The organism is Pantoea sp. Sc1, assembly GCF_000255315.1.
In the GTDB taxonomy this organism is placed as follows: domain Bacteria; phylum Pseudomonadota; class Gammaproteobacteria; order Enterobacterales; family Enterobacteriaceae; genus Pantoea; species Pantoea anthophila.
Genome location: NZ_AJFP01000001.1, coordinates 1,626,849 through 1,650,587, shown reverse-complemented (window position 1 = coordinate 1,650,587; position 23,739 = coordinate 1,626,849). Strand labels below are relative to the sequence as shown.

The window sequence follows — 23,739 nt, the reverse complement described above, 5'->3', positions numbered from 1 at the left end:
GATCATTTTCTGACGGTGCTGGCAACCTGGCAGCCAGCCTCCGACGGGGGTTATGAAAGGCGATCCTTTGCTTTGTAATAGAGTCCTGCGAGCGGTAAAAACCATGGCTTACCGTGATAACCGGGCAGCGCGGGCCATGTCTCACGCTGCCAGGGATTGTCCGTCGCTTTTTCAGCCAGCAGGTCGGCCATGACCCGCCCCATCCAGACCGACATCTGGGTGCCGTGACCGCTGTAGCCCAGCGAGTAGAAAACGCCATCCTGTTCACCGGCGTGAGGCAGACGGTCGGCCGTCATATCGACCATGCCGCCCCAGCAGTAGTCCACCTGCGCCTGGCCGAGCTGGGGCAGCATCTGCGTCATCGCCCGGCGCAGGATCTCGCCACTGCGGGAGTCCGAGGTGGGATTGCTGACCGCAAACCGGGCGCGCCCGCCAAACACCAGCCGGCGATCGGCGGTGGTGCGGAAGTAGTTGCCGATATTCAGGGAGGTCACGTAGGTGCGGTCCTGCGGCAGCACCTGTTGCAGCAGCGCCGGATCCAGCGCTTCCGTCACCACAATAAAGCTGCCGACCGGCACGATGCGGCGCTGAAACCAGGGAAAGGGACCGACGTTGGAGCAGCCGGTCGCCATCAGCACCTTATCCGCCAGCAGCGTGCCCTGCGCGGTGTGGACCCGGTGCTGATACCCCTTGAGCCGCTCTAATTTCGTCACGGCGTGATGGGGGAAAATTTTTGCGCCGCTGCGGGCGGCCGCTTCGGCCAGACCAACTCCAAACTTGCCCATGTGCATCTGACCGCCACGCTGCTGCAGCAGGCCACCGTGAAAGTCATCGCTGGCGATCTCGTCACGCACCGCCGTTTTGTCGAGCAGGGCGATCTCCGGGTCAACGGTGCGGCGCATCAGTTCATAAGCCTCCCGCAATCCGGCCATATGTGACGCTTTGCTGGCGAGCTTAAGCTTGCCGCACAGCCGGAAGTCACAGTCGATCGCTTCGTCCTGGATCAGTTGCCGGACATAGCTCACGGCATCGTCAAACGCCCGGTAGAAGCGGCTGGCCTGCTCCAGGCCCTGACTGGCCACCAGCGCGGCGAAGTTCTGCGCCACACCGGTGTTGCAGTGGCCACCATTGCGCGCCGACGCCTGGCTCATAACTTCGCCACTCTCCAGCAGCACAACGCTGATTCCGCTGCGCGCCAGGCTGAGCGCCGCCGAGACGCCGGTGAAGCCGCCGCCGATCACCACCACGTCAGCGTGGGCTGGTAGCGGTTCGCGGGCGGCACCGGTAAAGGCGGGAGCCGTGGCCTGCCAGAACGATTCCAGTTTCATGGGGGTTCCTCAGAGTCCGACGACGCCAGGCAGGCCGCCGATGTCGTTGATTTCGGTGTACCCGTAGTAGGGGTTTGCCGGCTCATGGCCGCGATTGACCCAGACTTTGTTTTTGATGCCGAGATCGTGTGCGGTCATCAGGTCATAGCGGAAACTGGAGGAGACGTGCAGGATCTCCTCCGGGCCGCAGCCGAGCTTATCCAGCATGTACTCGAAGCCCTTCATCTGCGGTTTGTAGGCACCCGCCTCTTCCGCCGTAATGGTCATGTGGATGGGCGCGCCCAGACGCGGGATATGATGCGGGATCAGATCTTTCATTGAGTTGGTGAGCAGCACCAGCGGAAACGCTTCGGCGACTTTCGCCAGACCGGCCGGCACGTCGGGATGCGGGCCCCAGCTCGCGCAGTCGGTGTAGATAAAGTCGCTGTCGGCTTTCTCCCAGCGAACGCCCCATTTTCTACAGGTGCGCTGAATCGCATTGCTGACCACGTCGTAGTAGGGTTTCCATGCGCCCAGCACTTCATCCAGGCGGTAGGCTGAAAAATCCCGGGTAAAGGCGTCCATGTCGGCCGGGTCGACGCGGTCGCTGAAACAGCGCTGCGCGGCGCCGGCCATATCGAAGCGAATCAGCGTGCCGTAACAGTCGAACGTGATAAATTTCGGTTTAAACAGAGCCATGTCACACCCTCATAGTCGTCAGTTGTGCTTAGAAATCGATAAGAACGCTCTTCTGGCGCTGGCAGGCCTGAAACGCCTGACGCCCTAAATCTTTTCCAATGCCGGAGCCGAGAAAGCCGCCGGTGGGGATGATGAAGTCGCCGGAGCGGCCATAGCGGTTGATCCAGACGGTGCCGGCGTCAATGGCGCGCATGGCGCGCAGCGCACGCGGCAGGCTCAGCGTGTGCACCCCGGCACAGAGGCCGTAGATCGCATGTGCCGCCATCGCCAGTCCCTGCTCTTCATCATCAAAGGTCTGCACCGTCAGCACCGGGCCAAAGATCTCCTGCTGCACCGCCGGGTTATCCTGAGTGACGTGGCTGAGCAGCGTAGGCTGCCAGAACCAGCCCTCGTCGGTGTCGGCAAAACGCGCGCCGCCGACAATCACCTCGGCGCCCTGCGCTTTCGCCGCCTCAATGACCGAGCTGACTTTGTTACCCTGGCGCGCATCAATCAGCGGCGCGTAGCGGCTGCTCTCCTGCCAGGTGACGCCCGGTTTCACTTCCCGGCAGAGCTGCGCCAGCCGCTCAACCAGCGGATCGGCGATGTTGCGCTGCACAATCAGGCGGGTGCCCGCCACACAGGCCTGACCGCCGTTAGCGGTGAAGCCGCGCAGAATGCGCTGGGCCAGCACCTCAATGTCGCCTGCATCATCAAAGACCAGCTGCGGACTTTTGCCTCCCAGCTCCAGCGTGACCGGTTTCATGCCGAACTGTGCCGCGTCGCTCATGATGCGTGCACCGGTCTGCGTCGAGCCGGTAAACGAGACCTTGCGCACCAGCGGGTGTTTCACCAGCGCACTGCCGGTGACCGCCCCACTGCCCTGCACGATGTTCAGCACCCCGGCCGGTAAGCCCGCCTGAATCGCCAGTTCGGCCATGCGCACGGTGGAGAACGGCGTCAGTTCAGACGGCTTGAGCACCACCGCATTGCCCGCCGCCAGCGCCGGACCGCATTTCCACGACGCCATCGACAACGGGAAATTCCACGGGGTAATCGCGCCAATCACGCCATAGGGTTCAGCGATCAGCATGCCAAGGCTGCTGTCGCGGGTGGGAAAGAGATCGCCGCTGTATTTGTCGGCGCATTCGGCATAGAAGCGAATCGCTTCGGCCGTGAAAGGGATTTCGTGCTGCACCACGTCGCTGATGGGTCGGGTCGATCCCAGCGCTTCCAGCTGGGCCAGCAGGGGATCCTGCTCTATCAGATCTGCCCAGCGGCGCAGAACCCGGCCACGTTCCCGTGGCGCGCAGCCTGACCAGCCGCTGGTTTTCAGCGCCTGATGCGCCACGGTCACGGCGTGATCGACATCTTCTGGCGTGGCGTCCCGTAGCTGCGCATAGACCCGGCCGTCTGAGGGGCGTTTAACCTCAGACAGGGCGCCCTGGCCTTGCACGTGCTGGCCGCCAATATAATGGCCAGCCGGAAGAGAAACGTTTTCAGGGTCGAAACTTAACATGGAATAATTCCTTATTTGTTAAACCCATCAGTTGCTGGTTAATTCGTTTTTTTAGCCGCCGATTTCTGCGCGGGTAATAAGCTAATGCAGAAAGTATGCCAGCCGGGCAAAAAATAAAAATGCGTTTAAAACAGCGCAAAAAAATTTTCTGCCGTATTGCCGGATGTTTTTTTGCGGAATTGCCGAACAATTAAACAGATGATTTACTTCACAAAAATACTGCGCTCTGCTGGTGCAGCCTGCACGGAAATTGCACCAAAGCGGATATTCCGGGCAAGGCAGGTGATTAACTGCAGCCTGCCCCGCCGGTTTACTGACGCGCTTCACATCCCGGATCATTTCTTATGTTTTAAACCCGATACGTTGACGCCAAAAAAAATATCCGGAATCGCCGCCAAAAAAAACGCCAGCCGGACAACCCGGCTGGCGTTTAATTACTCGTTATTCACAGACTGCCGATATGAAACGTTTTTTGTTCCAGATATTCGTCAATGCCGTAACGTGATCCTTCCCGGCCAATGCCGGAGAGTTTCACCCCGCCAAAGGGAGCCACTTCCAGGGAGATCGCACCGGTATTGAAGCCGACCATCCCGAACTCCAGCGCTTCCGCGACCCGCCACGCCCGCCGGATGTTTTCGGTAAAGAAGTAGGCCCCCAGACCATAGGGCGTGTTATTCGCCATGGCGATCGCCTCCTCTTCACTGTCAAAAATAAACAGCGGCGCGACCGGGCCAAAGGTCTCCTCATGAGCGATGCGCATCGAGTCGGTCACCTCCCCCAGAACCGTAGGCTGTACAAAAGTACCGTTGCCCTGGCTGATGCCGCCGGTCAGCAGGGTGGCGCCCTGGCTCAGCGCATCATCAATATGACCATTCACTTTTTCCACCGCGCGCTCATTGATCAGCGGGCCGATGGTGCTGTCAGGCGCAAAACCATCGCCCACTTTCAGGGTGGCGACCGCCTCCAGCAGTCGTGCGGTAAAGCGCGCATAGATGCTGCGCTGCACCAGAATACGGTTGGCGCAGACGCAGGTCTGTCCGGCGTTGCGAAATTTGCTGAGCATGACCCCGGCCACCGCAACCTCGATATCGGCATCCTCAAAGACAATCAGCGGTGCGTTTCCGCCCAGCTCCAGACTCAGGCGTTTGATGCTGTCGGCACTCTGCTGCATCAGTAACTGCCCGATCCGGGTAGAGCCGGTAAAGGAGATTTTGCGCACCGTGCGGCTCCCGGTCAGGGCCGCGCCAATCTCCGTGGGCAGGCCGGTTACTACCTGCAAAACCCCGGACGGGAAACCGGCGCGCTCTGCCAGCACGGCCAGCGCCAGCGCGGAGAGCGGCGTCAGTTCTGAAGGTTTGACGATGATTGGACAGCCAGCCGCCAGCGCAGGCGCTACCTTGCGGGTGATCATCGCAATCGGGAAATTCCACGGCGTAATCGCGGCGGCCACGCCGACCGGCTGTTTCAGCACCAGAATGCGGCGGTCCTCGCTGGGCGCGGGAATGGTATCGCCATAGATGCGGCGCGCCTCTTCGGCGAACCATTTCACAAAGCTGGCCCCGTACAGCACTTCACCTCTGGCTTCTGCCAGCGGTTTACCCTGTTCTGCGGTCATGATGATTGCCAGGTCATCGGCATTCTCAATAATCAGCTGATGCCACTTCTCCAGCAGCGCGGCACGGCTGGCATTGGGTGTCCTGCCCCAGCTGATGCGTACCGTTTCCGCATAAGCAATGGCCTGCTCCGTTTCGGCGTATCCCAGCGCCGGGATCGTCGCCAGCGTTTCACCCGTGGCGGGATTGGTAACCGGCAGCGTGGCCCCCTGCTGCGCATCCTGCCAGCATCCGGCAAACAGCGCCTGCTGGCGCAGCAGATCGCTGTCGTTGAGTTGAAGTTGCGACATAACATCCCCCTGTAGTGAGCTGCTTCCACTTTATCGCGCCCGGTGAGTGCAGGATGTTGTTTCAGGGTGAGAGAGAGGCTGGCGAAGAGGTTTTAAGCAGGCTTTCGAAATTTTATGCCGTGGGGGAAACCCGGCGCATCCTGCCGGATGCGCGGAGTGATTAAATCTGGAAGTCGATAACCGGCTCGTCGTCGCTGCTGTACGAGAGCGCCTGACGCTTGATCTCCTCCAGTGACAGGTTGGCGTTGCAGAGTTCCAGGAACTGCCAGACATAGTTGCGTTGCAGCTGACCGCGCTTCAGGCCGAGCCAGACGGTACTGGCATCGAACAGATGGGTGGCATCAATGCGCACCAGCTCTTCACTCTCTTCGGTTTCACACGCCTGGTCGGCCAGAATCCCGACGCCTAATCCGAGCTTAACGTAAGTTTTCACCACGTCGGAGTCCTGAGCGCTGAGTACGATGTCCGGTTTCAGACCGGCGCTCTGGAAGGCGCGATCCACCCGGGAACGGCCGGTAATGCCCTGCCGGTAGGTAATAAGGGGATGGCGGCTAAGGGTGCTCAGCGAAACGGGCTGGTTCTGTACCAGCTCATGCCCTTTCGGCACCAGTAAGGCGTGGTGCCAGCTGAACCAGGGAAAGGCCGCCAGGCTGCTGTTGTTGACCAGCATCTCACTGGCGATGCCGACATCCGCCTCTCCCGCCAGCAGCATCGATACAATCTCCTGCGGGGAGCCCTGATTGAGTTCCAGCCGGACATTCGGATAGAGCTGGCGAAACGCTTTGATGATCTTCGGCAGGCTGTAGCGCGCCTGAGTATGGGTGGTGGCGATAGTGAGGATACCGCTGGTTTCATTGGTAAACACATCGGCCAGGCGGCGGACTTTACCCGCCTCATCCAGGATGCGTTCGGCAATGGTCAGCAGCGCCTTACCCGGCTCGGTCATCCCCAGCAGACGTTTACCGCGGCGGATAAAGATCTCCACGCCAAGTTCATCTTCCAGATCCCGGATGTGCCGACTCACACCCGACTGGGAGGTAAAGAGCGTGTTAGCGACTTCCGTTAAATTAAATTCACAGCGGGCCGCCTCGCGGATGATTTTAAGCTGCTGGAAATTCACGGTATTTACCTCCCTTTACATAATCTGATTCTGTGATGGTAAGAACTATTATTGATAACGGGAAATACTAAAAAATTTGGCTTTATGACTTTAGGGAATAAAGGAGGGGGGTTGTTTGTTGCGTGAACGGGCTGAGAAGATTGGCCTGGCAGGCCGGGCTTGAGTGGTGTTCGTTGCGTGGTGGGGTCGCGCAGCGAACGGGATATGAGCAGGTTTCGTTCGCCGGATGAGTCCGGCAGTTCCAGCTTCGCCTCTGCAGGCGACCGACAAGGGGGCGCCAGTCGCCGCGCCCCCTTGACCCCGCGCTCCGGCCTGCCTCACCGCCGCTCCGCGGTCCCTTCGCTTCTTCCGGATTTCTCACGGACCGGCAGGACGCGCCATCCCTGGCGCGACCCTGCCTCTTCGCGACATCCCTGTCGCTCGTCCTGAAATCCCTCATCCGCTCAGCGGCTCAGACGGCCTCCCTCCCCGCTGTTATCTCTTCTTTTTTTATGTGGCTCTCTTATTGCGGTGAGAATTGCGGTGATATTCCGTCACTGGCTTCCGCTTTCAGACCAGCAGACAATTATCCGTCCAGGAGAAACGAAGATATCAAAGGCGGGGGTGTGGGAGAGGCATCCGGCGCGCTGAGGAACAACCGGAGGCCAGGATGAGCCGACAGGACGTCGGCGAGAGGCCGGCACGAGCCAGGGATGGCGAGTCCGGACGGTCCGTCGGCCGCAGGGCGTGACGAAGGCACCCCGCAACGCGGGGCGCGGAGGCTGCCGGACGCCGGGATTGTTAAGGGGCGGGCGTCCGCCCCTTGACGCGTCCGCCTGCACGGGCAGGCTGAAACTCCCTCACGCCTGGCGGGCGAAACCTTCTCAGAGCACCCCACCGCCAGGTGAAAACGCCCCGCGCCTGGCAGGCCCCCCAGTATTAACTCACTAACATCAGCTCCCGCTCCTCGTTCAGCGGCGTGTTCAGCAGCGACAGCAGGATATTTTTCACCGCCTGTGCGGAAGGCGACAGCGGCAACCGCGCAGAGATGTTCAGCGACAGCGGCAGGCTGAGTGAGGGACTGTTGATGCGCGCCATCCAGGCATCCGTCGACCCCACCAGCGAACGGGCGGCGGATTCCGGTAATACGGTTACGCCCATGCCGCTGGAAATGGCGGCGGTCAGGGTAGAAATCGATTCAATCTCGCCGATAATGCGGGCGCTCAGGCGACGCAGGGAGAACGCCTCATCAACCCGCTTACGCACCGCACTGTAGTCGCGCGGCAGGAACAGGCTCATCTGCGCCACATCCGCCAGATCGACACTGGCACCCGGGCAGTCGGTGGCACCCACCAGATAGAGATCCTCTTTCATCAGCGGCATGCTGTTGATCCCGGCTGTGGGCGCGCGGTCGTAGAGCACCGCCATATCCAGCTGACCGGACATCACTTTCTCATTCAGTACGCTGCCGCTGTTTTCGTGCAGGTAGACCAGGACTTCAGGAAACTGATCGCGAACGGTCTGCAGCAGCGGCATCGTCAGCGAAGAGGCCGCGGTGCCTGGTGCCAGACCAATTGAAACCTGACCACTGAGGATCTGACCGGCATTGATGACCGCCGTCTGGGCCTGCTCACACTGGCGCAGAATGGTGCGCGCATGACCGTAGAGAATCTTACCGGCCTCTGTCGGCGTGACGCCCCGCTTGGTGCGGATCAGTAACTGCTGATCCAGTTCATTCTCCAGCGTGGCGACCTGCTGACTGAGTGCAGGCTGGGCGATATGCAGCACTTCCGCTGCCTGCGTCAGACTGCCGATATCGACGATTTTCACAAAGTATTTCAGTCGTCTTAAATTCATCTTGCCTCCGTCACTAGCCCTGAATAGCGAATAGGATCTGCGTCCTTCGCCTGATGAGAGGGATTTTGCAAGATGCAGGCCAGGTTTAAATCTCGCTCCCTGACCAGGCTCGGGATTTTTCCTAACGGCCCGGAAAATAAGCGTTTCTGATTACCTCTTAGGGGTTAATAAGGATCGGGAATGGCTGAGCCGGGAAGCCAGGCCGCCCGGACGCACTGTGACAGTGCATTTGCTGCGAGGCGGGTGTGCAGAAAAGTGATGACGGGTTGTACAGTTTTAGTGCAGTGAAAGGGCATGACATCGGCTGAAGGCCTGTCTGGCCTGCATCGCGGCTTAACCGGCCTGAAAACGATGTAACCGCTATCAGCGGGATTTCTTATCATGAAGCGCCGTGATGAATAAACAGCAGGTGCTGCCCTCTCCCTGTCGCTGAAGAGGGCAACGGTTGCCGGTCAGCGTTTTTTGCGGTTGCGATGCATATCGATAGAGACGGCGGCCACGATAATGATCCCTTTAATAATGTCCTGAATGTAGGCATCGACACCCACGAAGGTGAATCCGCTTTTAATCAGGCCGAGGATCACCGCACCAATCAATGTACCCGTGATACGCCCGACGCCGCCCATCAGACTGCTGCCACCGATAACGGCTGCGGCAATGGCGTCCAGCTCGTAGGACATCCCCATGCTTGACTGACCGCTGCTGACGCGCGCCGCCAGAACCACACCAGCCAGACCCGACAGGGCCCCCGCAATGGTGTAGACAATGATCAGATACTTATTAACGTTGATCCCGGAGACTTTCGCCGAGGTCATGTTGCCGCCGATGGCATACACATATTTGCCGTAGCGGGTATGTTTCAGGGCGATATGGAACAGCAGCGCGACCGCCAGGAAAATCACAACCGGCATGGCGCCCTGGCCTATCGCGGTAAAGCCGTCAGAGAGGAAGCTGATCGGATTGCCCTGAGTATAGTACTGCGCCAGGCCGCGAGCCGACACCATCATACCCAGCGTGGCGATAAAGGGCGGAATACCGGTGCGGGTAATCAGCACCCCGTTGACCAGCCCTGCCAGCAGCCCGACCCCGATACCGGCAGCAACCGGGATGACCGCGGGCATATTGACCAGTGACGGGAACATCGGTGAGAGACTGTCGGAGGTCTGCGCCAGACTTGCAGCCACCACCGCCGCCAGGGCGATCACGGAGCCGGAGGAGAGATCGATGCCGGTCGTAATGATGACCTGGGTCACGCCGACGGCAATAATCCCGATAATCGCCACCTGCAGCACAATCAGGATCAGGCGGTTGGTGTTGAGCAGGAAAGACTGGTCACGCACATACCAGCCGAACATTTCAAAAATCAGTGCAATCCCCACCATCACCACAAAAATGCCGGTATCTTTCGGCAGCTTATGACGCAGACTGGCAAAAAAAGAGGGTTGCTGCGGGGCTGCCGGGGTGGCAGTAACTTTCATATTGCTCATAGTGGTTTCGCGCCTCATTCGGATGCCAACGACAGAATGGTTTCCTGATCGGCTTCTTCTTTATCGAGGATGCCGGTTATACGCCCGCCGTGCATGACCATCACCCGGTCGCTCATGCCAAGGATTTCCGGCAGTTCAGAGGAGACCATGATGATCGCCACGCCACGGTTGGCGAGTTCACTGATTAAGCGGTAAATCTCCGCTTTTGCGCCGACGTCAATGCCACGGGTCGGCTCGTCCAGAATCAGAATCTTCGGCTGAGCCAGCAGCCAGCGGGCAATCAGGACTTTCTGCTGATTCCCGCCGCTGAGGTTATTGATGATCTGATCCATGGTCGGGGTTTTGATATTGAGACGGCGGATTTGGTCCATGCAGTCCTGCGCCATCTTCACATGACTGACAAAGCCGCTTTTACCGCTGTACTCCGGCATATTGACGATGCTCATGTTCTCCATCACCGAAAGCACCAGAAAGAGTCCGGATTTCTTACGGTCTTCGGTCAGGAACGCCATGCCCTTTTCGATCGCGGTGGACGGCGAGTCGATCGTCACCGGTACGCTATCAATTAAGATCTCCCCGCTGTCGAAGCTCTCCATGCCAAACAGACTCTCCATCACCTCGCTGCGACCGGCACCCACCAGCCCGGCGACGCCGAGGATCTCCCCGCGCCGCACGCTGAAGCTGACATCGGTGAAACGATCTTTGCAGGTGAGGTTTCGCACTGTCAGCACCTCTTCGCCAATGGCGCTGTTAAATTTCGGAAACAGCTGAGTCAGTTCACGCCCGACCATCTGGGTGATCAGCGACTGGCGGGTGTACTTCTCCGTCTGGTCGCTGGCGATCCAGCTGCCATCACGGAAAATGCTGACCTCATCGGTGATGGTGAAGATTTCATCCATCTTGTGACTGATGTAGATGATCGCTTTGCCCTGCTCGCGCAGGTCGCGAATGATGGTGAAGAGATGCGCCACTTCGGTTTCCGTAAGCGCGGAGGTGGGCTCGTCCATAATGACGACGTCCGAGTCCCAGGAGACCGCTCTGGCAATCTCGACCATCTGCTGTGAGGCGATGCTCAGTTCACCCACCATCCGATCGGCTTTCAGGCGGATGTTCAGGCGGTTGAGCAGCTCCTGTGTCACCTGATTGAGCCGGGCGTGATCGACAAAACCAAATTTCATCGGCTCGCGGCCCAGCCAGATATTCTCAGCGACGGTCATGTAGGGCACCAGGTTAAGCTCCTGGTGAATCATCGAAATGCCGGAACGCAACGCGTCCATGGTGTCGTGAAACTGCACCGGCTCCCCTTTAATTTTGATGGTGCCCTTATCGGGACGATAGATCCCGATAAGGCACTTCATTAAAGTGGATTTGCCCGCGCCATTTTCGCCCATCAAGGCATGTACCGTTCCCGGACGCACCCGCAACGAGACGTTGTCGAGGGCTTTCACGCCGGGGAAGAACTTGCTGATGCCTTCGGCTTCAAGCGCAAACGCGTTCATACATCACCTCCGTCAGGCTGAGTCGGGAACGATTATTTCAGGTTACGCTGGGTAAACTGCTCCATGTTCTCTTTGGTAATCAGCTGGTAAGGGATGTTGATAATTTTCTGGACCTGTTCGCCTTTCACCAGTTTGATCGCCGTCTGCACCGAGCCTTCGCCCTGCCCCTTCGCATCCTGGAAGACGGTGGCGACCATCTTGCCCTGCTTCAGCATCTGCAGTGCATCCGGTGTACCATCGACGCCAGCAATCAGGATTTTGTTCGGGTTTTTACCCAGTGCCTGCAGCGCACCGATTGCCATTTCATCGTTGTTCGACGCGATAGCATTGATTTCATCACCGGCCGTCATCCAGTTACTGACCACATCCACCGCGTCGTTACGGGTAAATTTGGCGGTCTGCTTCTGAACAATTTTGATGCCAGGATATTTAGCGGCCACCTCTTCCACACCTTTGGTACGGTCGCGGGTCGATTCATTCGCCAGGTCACCCATCAGAATGGCGACGTTGCCTTTACCGTTCATTGCTTTAGCCAGCGCTTCCATCTGTAACCGCCCGGCCAGTTCTGAATCGGAACCCACATAGGCCATTTTGCCGGTGAGTTCAGCTCCTGGACGGCGGTTAACAAAGATCAGCGGGATGCCCGCTTTGCTCGCCTGATCCATAATCGGTTTTACCGCGTTGGTGTCGACCGGGTTGACGATCAGGGCATCGACACCCTGACCGATAAAGTTCTGCACCTGCTGCAGCTGCTGTGAAACGTCGCCTTTTGCATCCTCAACCTGCCCTTTAACGCCATCTTTCTGCATCTCTTTCTGCATGGCCGTGCGCAGAATGGTGAGGAAGTTGTCATCAAACAGCGCCATTGAGACGCCGACCGAAATATCTTTTGCCATAACCGCGGCAGGTAACATGCAGGCTAACAGTGAGGCGACAATCGTTTTTTTGATGTTCATAGGGACCCTTCTTATTTGTTAACTTGCTCAGCGGCTGTGACCGCGAATGAAAAATATCTTTTACATTCACCCAGCCTGTCTGGCGTCTGTTTCGGGAATTTTGAGGTTAGACTTCGGCTTCTGGCTATTTTTGTGATCGACCACTCCTTTTCACAATCACTTGATCTGCAAACAGTTACTTCCGACCTGCCGTTTCAGTTTCCGGAGAAAGTGGCGACCGTAACGCTAAGCAGTTTATTTATTCCATAAAATCTCGTTTTGAAATTTTTACCATAAAAGCACTGAAACGGCTGTTTTGACATCGGCAAAGAACAAAACTTTGACATGCCTCTAACATCTGCAGAGAAATGCCCGCAAAGTGAGATCCTGTTGGCAGTTTGAAAAGCCAGCAGATTCGGGAAAAATTCACCAATCCGCTGCTTTTACGAGCATCCGAACGCATTTCGTTAAACAGGGCTTTGACAAGCGGGATCGGCGCCGCTAATATTCGCCCCGTTCAAGCGATTCCTCTGTAGTTCAGTCGGTAGAACGGCGGACTGTTAATCCGTATGTCACTGGTTCGAGTCCAGTCAGAGGAGCCAGAATTAGAAAAGCCCGCTCAGGGAAACCTGAGCGGGCTTTTTGCTTTCTGTCTATGGGTTACTCCTTCTTTCACGTTCACCCTCGTTTACTAAAAACCACTTGAAGCCCTGTCCTTTGATGATAAAAATGCTGGTAATGCGGGTTCGATTTCCCCTTTAAGCAACAAACGAGGGGAGGCTTTCATGTCACTGACTGATATCAGAGCTAAATATCTTCTCTAACAGTGTCTACCCTGCTGTTTCACGTGCTGGTGCAAGGCAACGGCCTGGTGAGGCCATAAGGCTTCTTGCACCAGGCATCGACCCTCATGCAAAGAAGCAGCCAGAGGTTGAAGAGCTAGAGGCCAGATGTGATAAGACACGCTGCTTCGCTATAGTGGCCAACGCCGGTTTTGACACGAAAATAAAATGGTCAAAAGATTCGGGTGATTCCGTATGGAAGCGCCCTGAAACCTGAGCCTTTCCGGCGAGGGGAGATAAAGAAGTTTTTCATACAGGGCGTAACAGAAAATGAAAGCGCAAATGCTCTTAATATGAGTCTGTTATTATTTCTTCTCCTATCACTCAGCATTTAATTGACTTTTATCAATTAGTAATTGATTAACATTTTACCTTCTAAGAGAATCAGGAAGGTAATTCTCTCTTTATCCTTACAAGGGAGTTTGTCGAAGGGGTATTCCGGTTTATTTATGAAGATGTGCTCATTTTGAATATGCAGATCTAGCTTACGAGAAAATCACGTGGCATATCTGGATGGCAACATTACTCACTCTGACCCATGGAAAGGATAAAGGTGAAATGAAATATCTCCTCTTTGCTCTTTGCGTAACATCCTGCGTTGCGACGGCTACGCAGATGGAAGGTTTTGGTGCCAGCTACTACCAGGACGATTCATCCATCTCTGACCACGACACTCACAAAAGCTTAGTGCCGGATATTATTGTCGGAGATAATGTCTATACGATGGAATTTAGCAGGCTTACAGACATGGCAAAAACGACTGGCGTGACTGTTAATCAAGACAACCATGCATCGTGGCTGTGCCTCGCTTCTGAAGGTGTTAACTACTGGTTTATCTCTGATAATGAGATGGGACATGGGGATTTAACATCAATTGCCATTGCCAGGACAGAGCAACAAGGAAACTGCTCTCCTTATAAGGGTCATTTGAGCATTACAATCAAGGGAACGCCTTTGCTGGATGCTTCATTTGAAAAGATCTCGTCAATCTTCCTGAACAAACCAGATGGAAATATAGTCCAGTACTGTACTAACATAAAAAACTATGGCGATTTTACTCAAATGAACTGCCTCCAGTATTTTTTGAAAACAAAAGTATTAAGGGTGTGATTATTAGTCAGGTTACATCGAACTAAATATCAGCCTTTCAGAAAAGCCCGCTCAGGGAAACCTGAGCGGGCTTTTTGCTTTCTCTCTCCGGGCAATACGGGAGGTCATCCAGGGCGGTAGGATTACACCTCAAACCCGTAGTGTGAGCCGTCCGGCAGTTCCACAACCAGGCGCAGTTTACCGCCTGCCGCATCAACATAGCGTTTCAGGGTTGAGAGCTTCAGGTCACGGCCTGGTTTCTCCATTCCGGCAACGGTAGGTTGTCTGATGCCCAGCGCTTCCGCCATTTCAACCTGCGTTTTCTGCACTTTTTCGCGCAGTTCAGCAAGGTGTATGTTAAGAAGGATATCCGTTGCCTTCCCCTCAGCGTCAGCAACGACGTCCGGTTTTTCATCCGCAATAAGCTGTTCCAGCGTTCTGCCCATCACGTTACTCCCTATATTTAAAGGTGTTCAGCCAGTGTGTGAATTCCCGATCGGCAATCGGAAGCATCTCCCGATAAAAGCGTTTGTCGCTGCCGGCCTTATTTCCGGCACAGAGCACGACCGCAGTACGATTCGGGTCAAATGCAAAAAATGCCCTGATGGGATCGCCCCGGATCTGAATACGCAGCTCCTTCATATTGATATAGGCTGAACCTCTGAGCGTATCTGCATAAGGTCTTGCCAGGCCCGGCCCTTTCTCCCGCAATACCATTAATGCAGCCAGCACACAGGCACGGTCGGTGTCATTAAGTAAGCTAAACCAGCGATCAAACCTGTCGGTCGTTTTAACCATCCACACAAGATATCCTTATCAATATAGTTCAGGGGCTATATAGGTGTAAAGCGATAATCGTGTGTGATGCAGAATCAGCCGGAATGCATGCGTCCCTGGCGCAAACAGCGAGAGGTATTCCGCCTTAGCAGTGAAGAACGCATAATAATTTCACTGTTTTGCGACCCACGCCGGATCAGATAAGGGTGCGGCTCAGGGGATGGCTACACTAAATGAAAAAGCCCGATCGGGCTGACTGAGCGGGCTTATAAATCAGGAAGGTTTGAAACTGGATGGTAAGCGGTTGCAGAATATGCGCCTTCTTACTGACGCTATGCTCTCTCTTAGTCCGGCTTCTGCAAAATGAAGCCGGTTCACTTCAGCGCTTTTTTCGCCAGAACAGAAAAGTTGCCAGCGCGGTCAGTACACCGATCAATGGCATCGTCGCCGCACCGGCAAGGAAGTTATGCTGATCGATATCCTGGTTTCTGCGCATATCTGCCAGCCGTGTCAGTGCCTGCTGCTCATCCGGGGCGCGGACCTCCTCAAACTGTTTTTTATACCCCTGCTCCGTCAGCGCGACGGCACGGGTGACGTCTGATCGATTCACTGCAACCGTGTGTCTGCCCCTGGTGTAAAAGTTATAGTCTGACATTCATGTAAGCTCGCGTGCGTAAGGGTGAGTTTAAAAAATATCGTATATGAGCAAATCTGAGTAAGGCTTTTAGACAGAGAGGCGGCAGAAACAACAGGCCGCCTGCGGTGATGAATCCTCTTCTTTATAACCCCGCCAGTCCCAGATTCTCCCGCAGTGTGGCAAACTCATACTCCTCGCGAAACAGCCCGCGACGACGCAGTTCAGGGATGACCAGCGCCACAAACAGATCCAGCTGCTCTGGCATGATGGCGGGCATGATGTTGAAACCGTCTGCGCCGCCCTGCTCCAGCCACAGCTGAAAATCGTCGGCAATATCTTCAGCCGTACCGACAATCACGCGGTGCCCGCGCGAACCGGCAGCAATGGCGGCCAGCTCACGCAGCGTCAGGTTCTCGCGTTTCGCCATATCGGTCATGAGTTTGACGCGGCTCTGATTCCCCTCGCCCAGCGGCACCTCCGGCACTGGCCCGTCCAGCGGATAGTGACTGAGATCCATGCTGAACCGCAGTGAGAGCTGACGCAGCCCATTCTCAATATCCACCAGCGCATTCAGCTCTTTCCACAGCGCTCTGGCTTCCTCGCGCGTGCGGCCAATAATGGGCATTACGCCAGGCATAATAACCACCTGATCTGCGTGACGACCGGCAGCCACCACCTGCGCCTTCTGTGACCGATAAAAGGATTGCGCCTCTTCCAGGGTAGCTGAGGCGGTAAAAATCACTTCTGCGGTCTCTGCCGCCAGCTTCTGACCATCCGCAGAAGAACCCGCTTCAATAATGACCGGACGTCCCTGCGGCGAACGGGTAATGTTTAACGGGCCCTGCACCTGAAAATGCTCACCCTGGTGATTAATTGACCTGATTTTCTCATCGACAAAATAGCTTCCGGTCGTTTTGTCAGGCTGAACGGCGTCCGCTTCCCACCCTTCCCAGAGTTTGTAAGCCACCTCAAGAAATTCCCGCGCCCGGGCGTAGCGCGAAGCATGATCGGGCATATCGCTGCGGCTGAAGTTACGGGCAACGTCAGTGGAGAACGAGGTCACCACGTTCCACGCGGCACGCCCCCGGCTGATGTGATCCAGCGATGAGAAGCTGCGTGCCAGCGTAAAGGGATCGCTGAAAGTGGTGGATGCGGTCGCCGCCAGACCAATACGTTTCGTGTTAACCGCCAGCGCTGCCAGCATCGTCAGCGGTTCAAGACGGGCCATCGTCGACGGCAGACGATACATGCTGGTCGCCAGCGCATCACCCACAAAGAAGAGATCGAACTTACCCGCTTCGGCTTTTTGAGCAAGCGTGATCAGCCAGTCAATGTCGGTGGGATCGCCGAGCTGATCCGTCAGCCGCCAGCCGCTGACGTGCTGACCCACCGGCTGAACAAACAGACCGAGCCGCAGGCGACGCACAGACGCTACATCATTCATAAACGGTTCCTGGTTTTTAGGGTGAAAAGGCGCGCCGCAGCACGCACTTAAAAAAGGGTATCGGTTGCCCGGAGCGCCTGTTCCAGAGCACAAGCAGAAACGTTAAACGGCAGGCGCTCTGCAGAAGCAACGGGAAACGTTACCTGTTGGGCAAGGGTGCGCAGAGCAGTCTGACGATCGCCTGCTAAGGCTGGCAGACGCAAGGGCATATCGTAGTGGCGTAGCAGAGCCAGCAACTCCGCATCCGCTTCGCCTTCATTTTCCATCAGTGACTGCACCAGCAGGCTGAAACCCACTTTTTCCCCATGCAGCCAGTGATGCAACTCAGGCTGGTGCGTCAGGCGATTATGAATGGCATGGGCGAAGCCCGGCGTCGGCAGGACGTCGCGCACGCTGTTCGACAGCCCGGCGAGCACAATAGTGGCATCAACCACCTTCACCAGCTCCGGCGTCACCCGCTGCTGCTGGCAATGCGCAAGAGCGGCATCGCCCTGCTGCAGAAAAATGTCCAGAGCCTGCCGCGCACTCATCATCTTCAGATCCAGCGCCAGATCATCCGGGTTGTGCTGCTGATAGGGGCGAAACTCATAATATTTTGCCAGCGCATCGACGATCCCCGCTTTCAGGTAGCGTACGTCGCTACGGGCAATTACCTCACTGTCCACCAGCACCTGCTCAGGCATTTTTGCCAGAGGCTGGCTGCGCAGATGCCCGCCTGCCTCGTTGTAAATGATCGCTACCGGTGACCAGGCGGCACAGGTGGCGGCCTGGGTGGCGAAGTTGATTAGCGTCAGCCCCGGTAGCTGGCTGGCCGCGGCTTTCGCTGCATCCAGTACCCGCCCCCCCCAATCGCGAGTAAAAGTTCTGCTCCCTGCTGTTCGATAGCTTGCTTTACGCTGGCGATAGCCTGTTCAGTACATTCGCCGGGTAAATAGTTCAGCTGGAAGCGAATTCCTTCCGCTTCCAGACTCTGACTTAATTCCGGATTAACGGCCTGCCAGGCATGGGGTGAAGTCAGAATATGAATCTGCGTGGCGAAAGGTTTAATTAACTGACCGACGCGGTTGCGCAGGCCCGCCTCATGCAAATAAGCACGCGGAGAAATAATGGCTAACACAGCGGCATCCTGAGTCAAAGATATAAGAATAAACGTATTATTTACAGTGAGTTAATCAGAAAATTTTATTCATATTTTCTTTTTTAAATAGTACGGTAAATAACAATTTAATCAATCAAAAACCGGTGAATTCATATTCACAAATCTGCATGAGATTAGTTATTTTTCACATATAGAGACCCGGCATTTTACTGTTACTCTCTCATTCTGGCTGAATTAATTAGCCGTCCACTGGGCGGTTTTCCGGTAAAGATTATGCAACTCAATTTTCGTCAGGTCAGAGAGGATGAAGTGGACGTGTATCTGGCGCTGATGCATGCCGCGTACGCGCCCGTAAAAGCTATGGGTATTAACTTTGATGCCGCCACTGCCGACCGCAGCATGGCACAGCAGCATCTCCGGTCTCACGGCGTCTATGCGCTCTATGCCAGCCAGGAGATGGTTGCTTCTGTCACCGTTCGCTATCCCTGGGGGCCGCTGCCGGGTCCCTTTGGGCTGCCGCATATCGGCTGGTTTGGTGCCCACCCCGACCATTCCGGTCACCACTATGGCCGCCAGATTCAGGACTGGCTTGAGCGGGAGATTCTGACAGGTCAGCTGCGCGCGCCTGCGGTCTCCCTCGGTACCGCCGTCCAGCATCCCTGGCTGAAAGAGATGTACCTGAAGCGAGGCTTTCAGCCGATCCATACCCGCGATCTTGGCAAAGGCCACCTCACCCTCTATATGAAAAAAATTCTGGACCCGGCGGCACATGATATCTGGCTTCGCCGCCAGACAGCCGCATAAGGAAAGCCGTTATGAGTCGTGATATCTCTGCAACCCTGGGCGAACAGCTGATCGCTCTTCGCCATGAACTGCACCGTTTTCCGGAGTTGTCGAATCAGGAGTTTGAAACCACAGCCCGTCTGCGTAAACAACTTGAGCAACATCAGATACGTATTGTTAACCTGCCGCTGAAAACCGGGCTGGTCGCAGAGATTGGTCAATCGCCAGGACCGTTAATCGTGCTGCGGGCCGATATCGATGCGCTGCCGATCGAAGAGCAATCAGGCGTCAGCTATCAATCCGAACGTCCCGGCGTAATGCACGCCTGCGGTCACGATTTTCACAGCGCGGCGGCGCTGGGCGCGGCGATCCTGTTAAAACAGCAGGAATCCGCGCTGCCGGGCCGGGTACGGATTCTTTTTCAGCCTGCAGAGGAGACTGGTCAGGGCGCACCTGAAGTGATTGCCAGCGGCGCACTGCACAATGCCGTCGCAATTTTTGGTCTTCACAACGATCCCTCACTGCCGGCGGGCGCAGTCGGCACCCGACCCGGACCGCTGACCGCTGCGGTGGATCGTTTTGACATCGCCATTACCGGGACGGGCAGCCATGCCGCTAAACCCGACCAGGGTAACGATCCGATTGTTATCGCTGCGCAGATCATCTCAGCCGCGCAGACCCTGATCAGCCGCAATGCCCCCTCTGCCGATAACGCTGTGGTCTCCATTACCCAGATACACAGCGGCAGTACCTGGAATGTCATTCCGGAGAGTGCCTGGCTGGAGGGCACGGTGCGTACATTCTCACAACAGACGCGTGAGCAGCTTGAGCAGCGCTTCAGGCGTATTGTAGCGGGTATCGCTTCGGCCTTTGATGCTCAGGTCCGCTTTAACTGGCATGCCGGGCCACCCTCAGTGGTGAATGATGCCCACTGGGCGGCATTTGCATTACGGCAGGCGGAGGAAAGCGGACTCAGCGCACGCGTGGTGGAAGCCAGTCCGATCGGCGAAGACTTTGCCTTTTATCAGCAGCAACTGCCGGGCGCCTTCATCATGGTGGGCACTGGTGAACCTTATGCACTGCATCATCCCGCTTTTCGCGTCAATGATGCGGTATTGCTGCCGACAGCACATTATCTCGCCGACCTGGCAGTGGCAGCACTGATCTCCCCGGAGCGATCACAATGAATCTGAGTGCGGCACTGGCGGACCAACTGCTTAACAGCCAGCCTGATGCGACTGCGCGCAGGCACGCACGTGAAGGCGTGCAGGATTTTCTGGCGGTAAGCTGGCCGGTATTACAGGGTGACGTGCCGGATAGCGGCCTGCCAGCCCTGCGCGCCCTGTATCATGACGGAAGCGTGCGCTCGCAGGCGCTGCTGCTGGGCTATGCCGGGCATGCGCTGGACTATGATGATTTTCATGCCGATTTTCGCGGTCATCCCAGCGTAGTGATCCTGCCAGCCCTTTTCGCCTGGCAGCACGACCAGCCGACAAGCCTGAACGCGTTTCTGGATGCTTATGTCAGCGGCGTGGAGATGGCGGGCCGTCTCGGACTGGCTGTCAGCCAGCAGCACTATGCGCTGGGCTACCACAATACAGCGACACTGGGCACCGTGGCCGCGGCAGCGGCACTGGCTCGTTTGCTGGCGCTGGATAGCGTTGCCACCACGACTCTGCTGGGCATTGCCACGACGCAGGCGAGTGGCTTGCGTGCGCAGTTTGGCTCCGCGGTTAAACCGCTGCACGCTGGCTTCGCGGCAGAGCGCGCAGTGGTAGCGGCTCAGCTGACGCTGGCCGGCATCGATGGCCGTAAAGAGGGAGTGCTGGAGGCCTTTCTGACCGCCACCAGTGCCGGTCAGGCACAACCGGAGAAACTGCTGGAGAACTGGGGTATGCCCTGGCGGATTAGCTCGCCCGGCCTGGAATTTAAACCTTTTCCGACCTGCGCGGGAACGCACAGCGCGGCAGAGGCCGCACGGATACTGCGTCAGCAGTGGCTGGAAGCCGGAAACCCGCTCGATAGCCTGCTGAATCAGATTGAAGCGATCACCGTTGCCTTTCCCCCGGGAGGTGATATCGCCGCGTCGATTCAGCATCCCCTTAACGGCCTTGAAGCGCGGTTCAGCCTGGAATATGTGATTGCCGCTATGCTGATCTATGGCGATCTGCGTCTGTCAGATTTTGCCGAAGGCGCGCTCAATCATCAGATTATGCCACTGGCCGCCCGGGTTCGCCGCGCCCCGGATGACAATGCGCCGCCCGATGCGATCAATCCTGCTCTGCGCTTTCATGACGTCACACTAACACTCAGGGATGGCACCCGGCTCCATCAGCGCCGCACGCGCCAGCAGTCACTGGCGGAGGGCGTCGATGTTAACCGTAAACTGCAACGGGCATTAAAAAGGCGCTCGCCTGACCTGCTGGCCGCCAGTGAACTGCGTTCAACGGCAGATCTGCAGCAACTGGCTCAGGCACTGACTCGCTGAACCGACCCGTGTGGTGGGATGAAAGCCTGCACCGGTGTCACCTCTCCGGCATATTTACGCACCTGAACCACCGTAATCTGCCCGCTGCACCCCTGCGCGAGTGATGATGTCCCGACATCCAGGGTGAGGACATTAGGATTACCATGACGACAAAGCGGACGGGCCGCCGTGGGATCGATCGGATCGTACCAGGCGCCGGTTGGCAGCTGAACTACGCCGGTCAGGAGGCCATCCGTGAGGCGTGCGCTGGCCAGCACATGGCCCCGTTCGTTGTAGAGTTCAATGATGTCATCCTCCGCGATGCCCAGCGCGGCGGCATCCTGGCGATTCAGGCTGCAGACCTCCCGCCCGCCCCGTTTGGCCCCCTGACTGTAATCGCCAAAGTCGAGCTGGCTGTGCAGGCGTGTCGCAGGCTGATTGGCTATCAGCCAGAAGGGATAGTCGGTACTGGGTTTTTGCTGCGGTTCGCGCCACACCGGATGGCCAGGGCAGTTTTCATAACCAAAGCTGGCAATCTTCGCCGAAAAAATCTCAATTTTACCGCTGGGTGTTGGCAACGGCGCGCCGTCGGGATTGGCGCGAAACGCATTGATCATTCGTCCCCCGTCTTTGAGCTGAGGTAACGTCAGCATGCCCTGCTGCCAGAACTCACTGAATTCAGGGGTCTGCACCTGGTGAGCAGCCAGTTTCTCCCGGAGCTGTTGATAAAGATGCTGCAGCCAGCCACGCGCATCCCGTCCTTCGCTGAACGCCTCTTCCCTGCCGAGTTGCCGGGCCAGCTCACGAAAAATTGTGTAATCATCGCGCGCTTCACCATAAGGCTCAGCAACCGGATGCATGGCGATTAAATGGCGATCGGTGGGGGCGCCGCCAATATCCTCGCGCTCCAGCGTCATGGTAGCGGGCAGAACGATATCCGCGTGACGCGCACTGGCGGTCCAGGCACTTTCATGCACGATCAGCGTATCCAGCTGGCAAAATGCCTGACGCAGCCGGGCCAGATCCTGATGATGATGAAAAGGATTGCCACCCGCCCAATAAGCCAGACGGATATGTGGATAGGTCAGCCGCTGGCCATTGTAATCAAACGATGCGCCGGGATTGAGCAGCATATCGGCGATACGGGCCACCGGAATAAAGAGGTCGATGCCATTTTTTCCCTGTGGCAGGGCCGGGAAACTGACCAGGTTATGGTGTTTGCCATAGTGACCCAGCGCCCCCAGTGCATAGGTAAAGCCACCACCAGGCAGCCCAGGCTGCCCCAGCGCCGCTGCCAGCACCAGCCCCAGCCAGACCGGCTGTTCGCCATGCTCGGCGCGTTGCAAGGCATGGGCCACCGTCACCAGAACGCGCTTACCTGCTAGCTGTCGCGCGAACTGCGCTATCCGGTCACTGCTGATGCCACAGATGCTGGCTGCCCACTGCGCGTCACGCACCACGCCATCCTCTCTGCCGCAGAGGTAAGCCACCATCTGCGGCCAGCCGACACAGTAGCGAGCCAGGAAAGCCTCATCGGTTAATCCCCCGGCGATCAGCACCGACAGCACACCGAGCATAAATGCGGCATCCGTGCCAGGCCGTAGTGCCAGCCACTCGCCCTGCGCCTCCTCAGGCAGATCGCTTTGCAATGGGCTGACTGAGATAAACCGTGTGCCGCGCCGGGCCGCCTGCTGCATAAACCCACGCTCGGTATGTTCACTCAGACCGCCGCTGGCCACCTGCGCATTTTTCAGCGCCAGCCCGCCAAATGCCACCACTACCTCGCTGTGATGCGCAATTTCCTCCCAGCTTACGCCACGTCGCGCGATTTCATTCATGTCGCCGACAATGTGGGGTAACAGTACCGAGGCCGCTCCGGAACTGTAGCTATTCACCGAGCGCACATAGCCGCCCAGTGTTGTGTTCAGAAAACGATGCACCTGACTTTGCGCATGATGAAAGCGCCCTGCACTTGACCAGCCGTAGGAGCCGCCAAAAATCCCTGCAGGCCCATACGCATTTCCGACCCGTTTAAGTTCCTGTGCTACACGTTGCGTCGCCTCTTCCCAGCTGACCGTCACATACTCGTCTGCCCCACGTCGCCGATCCGGGCCGGGTCCGTTTTCCAGCCAGCCGCGTCGAATCATCGGCCGGGCCACCCGTGCCGGGTGGTTCAGCGCACGATGAAAGTTTTGCAACAGCGGACTCGGATCGGGATCGCTCCGGAACGGCTCAATAAGCAGATGTTCGCCACTGCGCTTTGCCTGAAAAGCCCCCCAGTGGGCGCTGTGCATAACCGATTTCTGCGTCATCCTGA

At 57.1% G+C, this 23,739-nt stretch carries 18 protein-coding genes, 1 tRNA gene and 2 pseudogenes; 6 read left to right on the top strand and 15 right to left on the bottom strand.

Annotated features, from left to right (window positions below; translation table 11 throughout):
- Nucleotides 1-50: 50 nt before the first annotated feature.
- From S7A_RS07585 to S7A_RS07545, 9 genes are all read right to left on the bottom strand, one after another.
- Nucleotides 51-1,328, bottom strand: a complete 1,278-nt coding sequence (locus S7A_RS07585) for an FAD-binding oxidoreductase (RefSeq protein ID WP_009089405.1) — start codon at nucleotides 1,326-1,328, stop codon at nucleotides 51-53.
- A gap of 9 nt (nucleotides 1,329-1,337) precedes the next feature.
- On the bottom strand, nucleotides 1,338-2,006 hold the full coding sequence (locus S7A_RS07580; RefSeq protein ID WP_009089403.1) for a haloacid dehalogenase type II: 669 nt from the start codon (nucleotides 2,004-2,006) through the stop codon (nucleotides 1,338-1,340).
- 28 nt (nucleotides 2,007-2,034) lie between these two features.
- Nucleotides 2,035-3,504 (bottom strand): aldehyde dehydrogenase, encoded by a 1,470-nt coding sequence (locus tag S7A_RS07575; protein WP_009089400.1) that lies wholly within the window; start codon nucleotides 3,502-3,504, stop codon nucleotides 2,035-2,037.
- A gap of 445 nt (nucleotides 3,505-3,949) precedes the next feature.
- Nucleotides 3,950-5,407, bottom strand: a complete 1,458-nt coding sequence (locus S7A_RS07570) for an NAD-dependent succinate-semialdehyde dehydrogenase (protein WP_009089397.1) — start codon at nucleotides 5,405-5,407, stop codon at nucleotides 3,950-3,952.
- Nucleotides 5,408-5,567: 160 nt separating this feature from the next.
- Complete coding sequence (cbl, locus tag S7A_RS07565; protein ID WP_009089396.1) at nucleotides 5,568-6,527, bottom strand: HTH-type transcriptional regulator Cbl; 960 nt, start codon at nucleotides 6,525-6,527, stop codon at nucleotides 5,568-5,570.
- Between the two features lie 918 nt (nucleotides 6,528-7,445).
- Entirely contained in the window at nucleotides 7,446-8,363 is a 918-nt protein-coding gene (nac, locus tag S7A_RS07560; RefSeq protein ID WP_009089395.1) for a nitrogen assimilation transcriptional regulator NAC, read from the bottom strand.
- 452 nt (nucleotides 8,364-8,815) lie between these two features.
- Nucleotides 8,816-9,841, bottom strand: a complete 1,026-nt coding sequence (locus S7A_RS07555) for an ABC transporter permease (protein ID WP_181161923.1) — start codon at nucleotides 9,839-9,841, stop codon at nucleotides 8,816-8,818.
- A gap of 23 nt (nucleotides 9,842-9,864) precedes the next feature.
- Nucleotides 9,865-11,349, bottom strand: coding sequence for a sugar ABC transporter ATP-binding protein (locus tag S7A_RS07550; protein WP_009089393.1), 1,485 nt, complete (start codon nucleotides 11,347-11,349; stop codon nucleotides 9,865-9,867).
- A gap of 32 nt (nucleotides 11,350-11,381) precedes the next feature.
- The gene (locus S7A_RS07545; protein WP_009089392.1) at nucleotides 11,382-12,305 is read right to left on the bottom strand and encodes a sugar ABC transporter substrate-binding protein; all 924 of its coding nucleotides are present in this window, start codon (nucleotides 12,303-12,305) and stop codon (nucleotides 11,382-11,384) included.
- A 505-nt stretch (nucleotides 12,306-12,810) separates the two neighbouring features.
- On the opposite strand from S7A_RS07545, the gene S7A_RS07540 reads away from it, so the two are divergent.
- The 3 genes and pseudogenes from S7A_RS07540 to S7A_RS07535 all read left to right on the top strand — a co-directional run bounded on the left by S7A_RS07540 (nucleotide 12,811) and on the right by S7A_RS07535 (nucleotide 14,236).
- Nucleotides 12,811-12,886: transfer RNA gene (locus S7A_RS07540), tRNA-Asn, on the top strand.
- A gap of 211 nt (nucleotides 12,887-13,097) precedes the next feature.
- A pseudogene (locus S7A_RS21800) lies at nucleotides 13,098-13,340 on the top strand (integrase); the annotation flags it as partial.
- A gap of 299 nt (nucleotides 13,341-13,639) precedes the next feature.
- Nucleotides 13,640-14,236: a hypothetical protein gene (locus S7A_RS07535; RefSeq protein WP_141629806.1), complete on the top strand. Its 597-nt coding sequence runs from the start codon at nucleotides 13,640-13,642 to the stop codon at nucleotides 14,234-14,236.
- A gap of 122 nt (nucleotides 14,237-14,358) precedes the next feature.
- On the opposite strand, the gene S7A_RS07530 is transcribed toward S7A_RS07535, so the two are convergent.
- From S7A_RS07530 to S7A_RS07510, 5 genes and pseudogenes are all read right to left on the bottom strand, one after another.
- A complete protein-coding gene (locus tag S7A_RS07530) occupies nucleotides 14,359-14,661 on the bottom strand; it encodes a helix-turn-helix domain-containing protein (protein WP_009089390.1) in 303 nt (100 codons plus the stop codon).
- Nucleotides 14,662-14,665: 4 nt separating this feature from the next.
- Nucleotides 14,666-15,019, bottom strand: coding sequence for a type II toxin-antitoxin system RelE/ParE family toxin (locus S7A_RS07525; RefSeq protein WP_009089389.1), 354 nt, complete (start codon nucleotides 15,017-15,019; stop codon nucleotides 14,666-14,668).
- Between the two features lie 352 nt (nucleotides 15,020-15,371).
- On the bottom strand, nucleotides 15,372-15,602 hold the full coding sequence (locus S7A_RS07520; RefSeq protein WP_369750590.1) for a hypothetical protein: 231 nt from the start codon (nucleotides 15,600-15,602) through the stop codon (nucleotides 15,372-15,374).
- Nucleotides 15,603-15,771: 169 nt separating this feature from the next.
- Complete coding sequence (locus tag S7A_RS07515; RefSeq protein ID WP_009089387.1) at nucleotides 15,772-17,073, bottom strand: LLM class flavin-dependent oxidoreductase; 1,302 nt, start codon at nucleotides 17,071-17,073, stop codon at nucleotides 15,772-15,774.
- 47 nt (nucleotides 17,074-17,120) lie between these two features.
- A pseudogene (locus tag S7A_RS07510) lies at nucleotides 17,121-18,190 on the bottom strand (iron-containing alcohol dehydrogenase family protein).
- A gap of 255 nt (nucleotides 18,191-18,445) precedes the next feature.
- Between S7A_RS07510 and S7A_RS07505 the strand changes: the two are divergent.
- From S7A_RS07505 to S7A_RS07495, 3 genes are read left to right on the top strand one after another with little or no spacing between them, the layout of a single operon-like run.
- Nucleotides 18,446-18,976 (top strand): GNAT family N-acetyltransferase, encoded by a 531-nt coding sequence (locus S7A_RS07505; protein WP_009089386.1) that lies wholly within the window; start codon nucleotides 18,446-18,448, stop codon nucleotides 18,974-18,976.
- Between the two features lie 11 nt (nucleotides 18,977-18,987).
- Nucleotides 18,988-20,142 carry an amidohydrolase gene (locus S7A_RS07500; protein ID WP_009089385.1) on the top strand — a complete coding sequence of 385 codons (1,155 nt, stop codon included), beginning with the start codon at nucleotides 18,988-18,990 and terminating at the stop codon, nucleotides 20,140-20,142.
- Nucleotides 20,139-21,443, top strand: a complete 1,305-nt coding sequence (locus S7A_RS07495; RefSeq protein WP_009089384.1) for an MmgE/PrpD family protein — start codon at nucleotides 20,139-20,141, stop codon at nucleotides 21,441-21,443. The genes S7A_RS07500 and S7A_RS07495 overlap by 4 nt, the downstream gene beginning before the upstream one ends.
- Here the strand turns inward: S7A_RS07495 and S7A_RS07490 are convergent.
- Complete coding sequence (locus S7A_RS07490) at nucleotides 21,425-23,734, bottom strand: molybdopterin-dependent oxidoreductase (protein WP_009089383.1); 2,310 nt, start codon at nucleotides 23,732-23,734, stop codon at nucleotides 21,425-21,427. The genes S7A_RS07495 and S7A_RS07490 overlap by 19 nt on opposite strands.
- Between the last annotated feature and the right edge of the window lie 5 nt (nucleotides 23,735-23,739).